Below are 6,200 nucleotides of genomic sequence, written 5' to 3' on the forward strand. Positions count from 1 at the left end.
AAAGCAAGTGATAAACTTATTATTACTCGCCGTAAATCTAATCCGAAGAGGTAGTTAAATGGCAAGAAGTGTAAAAAAAGGTCCATTTGTTGATGATCATTTGATGAAAAAAGTAGTAGCAGCCAAAGCAGAAGGTAGTAAAAAACCTATCAAAACATGGTCTCGCAGAAGTATGGTTCTGCCAGATATGGTTGGCTTAACTATGAATGTTCATAACGGTCGTCAATTTGTACCTGTATACGTAACAGAGAATCATATTGGTTATAAACTAGGTGAATTCGCACCGACTCGTACATTCAAGGGCCATAAGGGCTCTGTACAGAAGAAAGGTTAATCATGGCTAGAGCATTATTAAAATTTATCCGTGTTTCACCTATCAAATCTCGTCTTATCGCAAGAGAGATTCAAGGTATGAACGCTGAGCAAGCATTAGCAGCTTTAGAGTTTACACCAAACAAAGCAGCAAAAATTATTTATAAAGTAGTTGCATCAGCAGTTGCAAACAGCGGTAATGAAGCTAGCGATTGTATAGTAACGTCATGTCGTGTTGATAATGGTCCCGTACTTAAGAGATTTCGTCCGAGAGCTCGTGGTATGGCATCTGGCATCAGAAAGCCGACAGCGCATATATTAGTAGAAGTAGAGGGTAAATAGTATGGGTCAAAAAGTTAATCCTATTGGTTTACGTCTTGGTATCAATCGTAATTGGGAGAGCAGATGGTTTCCTAATTTTAAGACTGCAGCAGCATCTTTGGGCGAAGATTACAAGATTCGTACATATTTGAAAAAAGAGCTTTACTATGCCGGTGTTTCTAACATTATCATAGAAAGAACCGTTAAGAGACTTCGTGTAACTATCGTTGCTGCTCGTCCTGGTATCATTATCGGTAAAAAAGGTTCAGATATTGAGAAGCTTAAAGAGACTCTTCAAAAGCTTGTTGGTAAGCCAATTTCGGTAAATATCAAAGAGGAGAAGAAGGCTCAAATCTCTTCTCAACTTGTTGCAGAAAATGTAGCTACTCAGCTAGAGCGCCGTGTTGCGTTTAGACGTGCTATGAAAAAAGTTATGCAAAATGCACAAAGAGGCGGAGCTAAAGGTATCAAGATATCTGTAAGCGGTCGTCTTGGTGGAGCTGAAATGGCTCGTACAGAGTGGTATTTAGAGGGACGTGTTCCACTCCATACTCTTCGTGCAAAGATAGATTACGGTTTTGCTGAAGCACACACTACATACGGTTGTATTGGTGTAAAAGTTTGGATATTCAAAGGTGAGGTTCTCACAAAAGGTATCCCGGCAGAAGTAAAAGAAGAGCAACAAAAAGAGGGTGCACGTCGTCCTAAGCGTGCTCCAAAACGCGAAAATAGCGGAAAGGCGGAATAAATCATGTTGATGCCTAAGAGAACTAAATATCGTAAAGTAATGAAGGGTCGTAACCGTGGTTACGCTCGTTCGGGTTATACATTAGCATTTGGTGATATCGCTTTAAAAGCGGTTGAGGCAGGTCGTATTAACTCTCGTCAGATTGAGTCGGCTCGTATTTCAGCCACTCGTCATATTAAAAGAAATGGTAAGATTTGGATTCGTGTATTTCCTGCTAAACCGTTAACTGCTAAACCTCTTGAAACTCGTATGGGTAAAGGTAAGGGTTCAGTTGATCAGTGGGTAATGAATATTAAGCCGGGTCGTATCATTTTTGAAATGGCCGGTGTTCCAGAAGAGCTTGCTCGTGAAGCGTTAACTCTTGCTTTGCATAAATTGCCTTTCAAAACAAAAATAATTACTGCGGAGATGAGCAATGAAATATTCTGATTTAGCAGATAAAAGCACAGCAGAACTTCAAGCAATGCTTAAAGCGAGAAAGACTGAGCTTTTTACTTTAAAAATTAAAAAACAGATGATGCAACTACAAAACACTAGCGAACTTCGTATCGCTAAAAAAGATGTTGCTAGAATCAACACTGCACTTAGTGCAGCGAAATAGGGGCTGGCAATGACACATAAACGTGAAGTTCAAGGTAATGTAGTTAAAATTGCAGGCGACAAAACAGCAAGTATAGTTGTTGAGCGTCGTGTAATGCACCCTCGTTACCATAAAGTTGTAAAGCGTTTCAAAAAGTACTTAGTACATGATGAGCGTAATGAGTTAAAAGTAGGTGATAAGATTATTGCAATCGAGTGTCGCCCGCTTTCTAAGACTAAATCTTTTAGACTTAAAACAGTAGTGTTGGGAGCAGAGTAATGATTCAAGGGTTTACTCGTCTGAATGTAGCTGATAATACAGGTGCCAAAGAGATTATGTGTATTAAGGTACTTGGCGGTTCTAAGCGTCGTTATGCAAGAGTTGGTGATGTTATCATAGCTTCTGTAAAAAAAGCGACTCCTACTGCTAAAGTTAAAAAAGGTAAAGTTGTAAAAGCTGTTGTTGTTAGAACTGCTAAAGAGATTCACCGTGAAAACGGTTCTCTTATCCGTTTTGATGATAATGCAGCTGTTATACTTGATGACAAGAGAGAGCCAATCGGTACTCGTATTTTCGGCCCAATTGCTCGTGAAGTACGTTACAGTGGTTTCATGAAAATCGTATCTCTTGCACCGGAGGTTGTTTAATGGCAAAGTTTAAATTCAAAAAAGGCGATACTGTAGAAATTATCGCCGGTGATGATCGCGGAACTAAAGCTACTGTACTTGAAGTATTACCAAAGAAAAACAAGGTAATAGTTGAGGGTTGCAAAATTGCTAAAAAAGCTATCAAACCAACAGAAGATAACACTAAAGGCGGACATATCAATAAAGAGATGCCTATAGATGTTTCAAATGTTCGTAAAGTGGAGGCATAATAGATGGCTCGTTTAAAAGAAAAATATTTAGGTTTAAAATCTGAACTTCAAGCAGACCTTGGGATCAAAAATCCGATGCAGACTCCTGCATTAGATAAAATTGTTATCTCTGTAGGTGCTGGTTTTGCAATGAAAGACAATAAACTTATCCAAAATATAGAGGATACTATTACTCAAATTGCCGGTCAAAAAGCAAGTACAGTAATAGCTAAAAAATCTGTTGCTGGATTTAAAGTTCGTGAGGGTATGCCTGTAGGTATTCGCGTAACGCTTCGTGGTAAAAAAATGTATAACTTTTTTGATCGCCTTGTTTCTATCGCTCTTCCTCGTGTGAAAGATTTCCGTGGTGTTCCTAGAAACGGCTTTGATGGTCGCGGTAACTACAATTTTGGATTACAAGAGCAACTGATTTTCCCGGAAATTAGTTATGATTCTGTTATGCAAATTCATGGTATGAATATCACAGTTGTAACAACAGCTGAGTCTGATAAGGCAGGATTTGCTCTTTTAGAGAAAATGGGTATGCCTTTTAGTAAAGGGAGCAACTAATGGCTAAAAAGTCAATGATCAACAAAGCGAACAAAACTCCAAAGTTTAAAGTTCGCGGTTATACAAGATGTCAGATTTGTGGTCGTCCACACTCTGTTCTTCGTGACTTCGGTATATGTCGTATTTGTTTTAGAAAAATGGCAAATGAGGGATTAATCCCAGGTGTTAGAAAGTCTTCATGGTAGAACAAACGCACAACTAGTGTAACGCACTAGTGCGTTGGGCTTTTCGCCGAGAAAAACTCAGCGTTAGCGTAGCTTATGGAATTATTTCCAGAAGCGTTCTAAATGTAGAAACTACTATTCATTCGCAGTTTAAAATTTTGTATTTTAAACTTGCAATTAATAAGGAAAATTAAATGGCAATAAATGACTTAGTGTCAGATGCGTTAACACGTATTCGTAATGCTGGTATGAGAAGATTAGATGTTACTACGCTTGTTCACTCTAAGAGTGTTGAAGCTATGGCAAACATTTTAGTTGAAAAAGGTTATATAGACAGTTGTAACGTTGTTCAAGACGGCGTTAAAAAAACAATCAATGTTGTATTAAAGTACAATGATGAAGGCAAAACTGTTATAAATGAAATGAAAAGAGTATCTAAGCCTGGGCGTCGTGTATACAAGCCAAAAGCTGAGATTAAACGTTTCAAAAATGGGTACGGAACTATTATTGTTAGTACGTCACGCGGCATTTTACCAAACGATAAAGCTTACGAGCTTGGTATCGGTGGTGAAGTAATGTGTACGATTTGGTAGGGAGATAACATGTCAAGAATTGGTAAATTACCTGTAGAATTTGCAAACGATATTAAAGTCGGTACAAATGGAAATGTTATAACTTTTGCTAAAGGCAAAAATAGTGTTGATTTAGATACAAAAGGAAATGTTGCTTTCAAGTTAGATGGAAATGTTATAACTTTTGCAACTTTATCTGATTCTCGTGCACATAGAGCATTCTGGGGAACCTACCGTGCTTTAGCTGCTAATATTGTAACTGGTTTGGCTACCGGTTATACTAAACAGTTAGAGATAAACGGTGTTGGTTATCGTGCTGCAGCAAACGGCAGAGCACTTAACTTACAACTTGGTTTTTCACACGATATTAACTATCAACTGCCAGAGAGCGTTGAGGCTACTGTTGAGAAGAATGTTATAACTCTTAAAAGCCATGACAAGCAAGTGCTTGGTCAAGTTGCTGCTGAAATTAGAGGATTCCGTCCACCAGAGCCTTATAAGGGCAAAGGTGTTAAGTACATGGAAGAGCATATCGTGCGTAAAGCCGGTAAAACTTCTAAGAAATAAGGGAGGAGTATAAGATGAAAGCAAAAGTACAAAAAAGCAAAATTGCTAATCGCTTAAAAAGAAAGCGTCGTATTCGTGCAAAAATATCTGGTTGTGCTTCACTTCCTCGTGTTTCTGTATTTCGTTCAAATCGTTATTTGAGTGTTCAAGCTATAGATGATGCAACTGCAACAACTTTGTGCGGGTTAAACTCAAAAGCTACGGGTCATAAAGCAAATAAAGAGGGTGCAGCTGCACTTGGCGCGGCATTTGCTGCTACACTTAAAACAGCTAAAATTTCTGAAATTGTATTTGACCGTAATGGTTACCAATATCACGGTGTTATAGCTGCATTTGGTGACGCACTTCGTGCAAACGAAATTAAGTTCTAGGGGTTAAGATGGAAATCAATAGAGAAGATTTTGAAGAATCAATTGTAAATATAGGTCGTGTTACAAAAGTTGTAAAAGGTGGACGCCGTTTTCGTTTTACAGCACTTGTAGTTGTTGGTGATAAAAAAGGTACTATCGGTTATGGTGCAGGAAAAGCGAAAGAAGTTCCGGACGCTATTAAAAAAGCTGTAGATAATGCGTTTAAAAACCTAAGTAAAGTTAGTATTAAAGGTACTACAATTGCACATGATATTGAGCATAAATACAATGCAAGTCGTGTTCTTTTAAAACCAGCATCTGAAGGTACAGGGGTAATAGCGGGTGGTTCTACTCGTCCTGTTCTTGAACTTGCAGGTATTCAAGACATACTTACAAAGTCAATTGGCTCTAATAATCCAGCTACACTAGTGCGCGCTACAGTCGAAGCACTAGGTCGCTTAAAAGGATAGATGATGGGTATTGAAAATTTAACACCGGCAGAAGGTTCTGTAAAGAATCGTAAAAGAGTCGGTCGTGGACAAGCTTCTGGAACAGGAAAGACCGCAGGTCGTGGTTCTAAAGGTCAAAAAGCTCGTGCTGGCAGCAAGAGAAAAAGAAACTTTGAGGGTGGTCAACAACCACTCGCAAGAAGACTTCCTAAAATAGGATTTACTTCTCGTGTAATCAAGCCATACGTAATCAACGTAGAGAAAATTAAAGCGGTTGCTGAGCTTTCTGAAATAACTATGGAGAGTATCCGTGGTGTTCATAAAATAGCTGCTTGTGTTACTAAAGTTAAGTTGGTTGGTGCTACTGCTAAAGATTTAGCATCAAAAATTAAAGACGACAACGTTACTACAACAGGTAAATAGTCGTGAATAAAAATCTAGTAAATAAGATACTTATTACTATCGGGTTTTTATTTATATATCGCCTACTGGCATACGTGCCAGTTCCCGGCGTAGATGCTTCTGTTATCGCTTCATTCTTCGACTCACATCAATCTGACGCACTTGGACTTTTTAATATGTTTAGCGGAAATGCTGTTCAAAGAATGTCAATCATAGCTCTTGGAATTATGCCTTATATTACTGCTTCAATTATTATGGAACTTTTAGCGGCTACATTTGCTCCTCTTGGACAGATGAAAAAAGAGCGTG

At 38.5% G+C, this 6,200-nt stretch carries 15 protein-coding genes and 1 pseudogene; all 16 read left to right on the forward strand.

Going from position 1 to position 6,200, the window contains the following annotated elements; translation table 11 throughout:
- Positions 1 to 58 precede the first annotated feature (58 nt).
- A complete protein-coding gene (gene rpsS / locus M0Q17_RS10390) occupies positions 59 to 334 on the forward strand; it encodes a 30S ribosomal protein S19 (RefSeq protein ID WP_295086596.1) in 276 nt (91 codons plus the stop codon).
- 2 nt (positions 335 to 336) lie between these two features.
- The gene (gene rplV, locus M0Q17_RS10395; RefSeq protein ID WP_295086598.1) at positions 337 to 654 is read left to right on the forward strand and encodes a 50S ribosomal protein L22; all 318 of its coding nucleotides are present in this window, start codon (positions 337 to 339) and stop codon (positions 652 to 654) included.
- A 1-nt stretch (position 655) separates the two neighbouring features.
- Positions 656 to 1,381, forward strand: coding sequence for a 30S ribosomal protein S3 (gene rpsC, locus M0Q17_RS10400; protein ID WP_295086600.1), 726 nt, complete (start codon positions 656 to 658; stop codon positions 1,379 to 1,381).
- A 3-nt stretch (positions 1,382 to 1,384) separates the two neighbouring features.
- Complete coding sequence (gene rplP, locus M0Q17_RS10405; protein WP_295086602.1) at positions 1,385 to 1,810, forward strand: 50S ribosomal protein L16; 426 nt, start codon at positions 1,385 to 1,387, stop codon at positions 1,808 to 1,810.
- On the forward strand, positions 1,797 to 1,982 hold the full coding sequence (gene rpmC / locus M0Q17_RS10410; protein WP_295086604.1) for a 50S ribosomal protein L29: 186 nt from the start codon (positions 1,797 to 1,799) through the stop codon (positions 1,980 to 1,982). Before rplP ends, rpmC begins: the two co-directional genes overlap by 14 nt.
- A 9-nt stretch (positions 1,983 to 1,991) precedes the next feature.
- Positions 1,992 to 2,240, forward strand: coding sequence for a 30S ribosomal protein S17 (gene rpsQ / locus M0Q17_RS10415; protein ID WP_295086606.1), 249 nt, complete (start codon positions 1,992 to 1,994; stop codon positions 2,238 to 2,240).
- Positions 2,240 to 2,608, forward strand: a complete 369-nt coding sequence (gene rplN / locus M0Q17_RS10420) for a 50S ribosomal protein L14 (protein ID WP_294883724.1) — start codon at positions 2,240 to 2,242, stop codon at positions 2,606 to 2,608. Before rpsQ ends, rplN begins: the two co-directional genes overlap by 1 nt.
- A complete protein-coding gene (gene rplX, locus M0Q17_RS10425) occupies positions 2,608 to 2,838 on the forward strand; it encodes a 50S ribosomal protein L24 (protein WP_294889606.1) in 231 nt (76 codons plus the stop codon). Before rplN ends, rplX begins: the two co-directional genes overlap by 1 nt.
- A 3-nt stretch (positions 2,839 to 2,841) precedes the next feature.
- Positions 2,842 to 3,387 carry a 50S ribosomal protein L5 gene (rplE, locus tag M0Q17_RS10430; RefSeq protein ID WP_295086608.1) on the forward strand — a complete coding sequence of 182 codons (546 nt, stop codon included), beginning with the start codon at positions 2,842 to 2,844 and terminating at the stop codon, positions 3,385 to 3,387.
- A complete protein-coding gene (locus tag M0Q17_RS10435) occupies positions 3,387 to 3,572 on the forward strand; it encodes a type Z 30S ribosomal protein S14 (RefSeq protein ID WP_295086610.1) in 186 nt (61 codons plus the stop codon). Before rplE ends, M0Q17_RS10435 begins: the two co-directional genes overlap by 1 nt.
- Positions 3,573 to 3,745: 173 nt before the next feature.
- Positions 3,746 to 4,144: a 30S ribosomal protein S8 gene (gene rpsH, locus M0Q17_RS10440; protein ID WP_295086611.1), complete on the forward strand. Its 399-nt coding sequence runs from the start codon at positions 3,746 to 3,748 to the stop codon at positions 4,142 to 4,144.
- Positions 4,145 to 4,153: 9 nt separating this feature from the next.
- Positions 4,154 to 4,690, forward strand: coding sequence for a 50S ribosomal protein L6 (gene rplF, locus M0Q17_RS10445; protein ID WP_295086613.1), 537 nt, complete (start codon positions 4,154 to 4,156; stop codon positions 4,688 to 4,690).
- Between the two features lie 14 nt (positions 4,691 to 4,704).
- Positions 4,705 to 5,061, forward strand: a complete 357-nt coding sequence (gene rplR, locus M0Q17_RS10450) for a 50S ribosomal protein L18 (RefSeq protein ID WP_295086615.1) — start codon at positions 4,705 to 4,707, stop codon at positions 5,059 to 5,061.
- Between the two features lie 8 nt (positions 5,062 to 5,069).
- Positions 5,070 to 5,510: a 30S ribosomal protein S5 gene (gene rpsE, locus M0Q17_RS10455; protein ID WP_295086617.1), complete on the forward strand. Its 441-nt coding sequence runs from the start codon at positions 5,070 to 5,072 to the stop codon at positions 5,508 to 5,510.
- 3 nt (positions 5,511 to 5,513) lie between these two features.
- On the forward strand, positions 5,514 to 5,912 hold the full coding sequence (gene rplO / locus M0Q17_RS10460) for a 50S ribosomal protein L15 (protein WP_295086619.1): 399 nt from the start codon (positions 5,514 to 5,516) through the stop codon (positions 5,910 to 5,912).
- A 2-nt stretch (positions 5,913 to 5,914) separates the two neighbouring features.
- Positions 5,915 to 6,200 (forward strand): annotated as a pseudogene (locus tag M0Q17_RS10465) (preprotein translocase subunit SecY); the annotation flags it as partial.

The sequence above is a fragment of the Sulfurimonas sp. genome, from assembly GCF_023229105.1.
GTDB lineage: Bacteria > Campylobacterota > Campylobacteria > Campylobacterales > Sulfurimonadaceae > Sulfurimonas.